The 1,590-nt window shown below is 54.1% G+C and carries 1 protein-coding gene; it reads left to right on the forward strand.

The genetic code is table 11. The features are described 5' to 3' along the window. Positions 1-3: 3 nt before the first annotated feature. Positions 4-1,548: a collagen-like domain-containing protein gene (locus tag ACYVD3_RS15085; protein ID WP_460643310.1), complete on the forward strand. Its 1,545-nt coding sequence runs from the start codon at positions 4-6 to the stop codon at positions 1,546-1,548. The last annotated feature ends 42 nt before the right edge of the window (positions 1,549-1,590 follow it).

A 1,590-nucleotide genomic window follows, 5' to 3' on the forward strand; every position in this document is an offset into this window, starting at 1 on the left:
CCTATTGGACCTACTGGCGACACCGGACCTACCGGACCGATTGGACCTACTGGAGATACCGGACCTACTGGACCCATCGGACCTACTGGGCCTATTGGACTTACTGGCGATACCGGGCCTACCGGACCCATCGGGCTTACTGGTGATACCGGGCCTACTGGCAATACCGGACCTACTGGACCCATCGGACTTACTGGCGATACCGGACCTATTGGTGCTACTGGGTCTACCGGACCCATTGGACCTGCTGGTGGTACCGGACCTATCGGGCCTATTGGACCTACTGGTGATACTGGACCTATTGGACTTACCGGTGATACTGGACCTACTGGTGATACCGGGCCTACTGGCCCCATCGGACTTACTGGCGATACCGGGCCTACTGGCAATACCGGACCTACTGGACCCATCGGACCTACTGGGCCTATTGGACTTACTGGCGATACCGGGCCTACCGGACCCATCGGACTTACTGGTGATACCGGGCCTACTGGCAATACCGGACCTACTGGACCCATCGGACTTACTGGTGATACTGGGCCTACCGGACCCATCGGACTTACTGGTGATACTGGGCCTACCGGACCCATCGGACTTACTGGTGATACTGGGCCTACTGGCGATACTGGGCCTACCGGACCCATTGGACCTACCGGTGATACTGGACCTATCGGACCCATTGGACCTATTGGAGATACTGGGCCTACCGGACCCATTGGACTTACTGGCGATACCGGACCCATCGGACTTACTGGCGACACTGGGCCTACCGGACCCATTGGACCTACTGGTGATACCGGACCCATCGGACTTACTGGTGATACTGGACCTACCGGACCCATTGGGCTTACTGGCGATACCGGACCCATCGGACTTACTGGTGATACTGGACCTACTGGCGATACTGGGCCTACCGGCGACACTGGACCTACCGGACCCATCGGACTCACTGGTGATGCCGGGCCTACCGGACCTATTGGTACTACTGGACCGACTGGACCCACCGGTGACACCGGACCGACTGGACCTATAGGACCCACCGGCGATACCGGGCCTACCGGACCCATCGGACCTACTGGCGGCACTGGACCTACCGGGCCCACTGGTGACACCGGACCTACTGGCGGCATAATCAGTGCCTTTGGGGCTTTATCCTCATCAGTAGGAAGCCTCGCATTGACAAATATAGATGTTGAAGTACCGATGTCCAATCAGAGTAATGCCTCGGCTGGTCTTGATTTTACAACAACAAATAACATTACAATCACGGAAGATGGAATCTATCGCATTGATATCAGTGCGCTTGGCTCCTTCGGTACTAATGGAACCGTTACCATTAGCTTTGGCATTAATGGCGTTCCACAAGCAAGTATGTCACAGACAATGGAAATATTTGACGGAGAACCTATAACCTTTGATCTGATTAACTATTATGAACTTGCTGTAGGAAACCAGCTATCGATCCAAATGAACTCTAGTGTAGCAGGTGATTTCACTTTTCCAGTTGTGGGTTCAGGTGCAACCTTATCCGTTGAACGGGTTGCTTAAAATATAAATTTTACTAATATCAGAGGATTGCCCTATGGCAGT

The sequence above is a fragment of the Lacrimispora brassicae genome, from assembly GCF_054772055.1.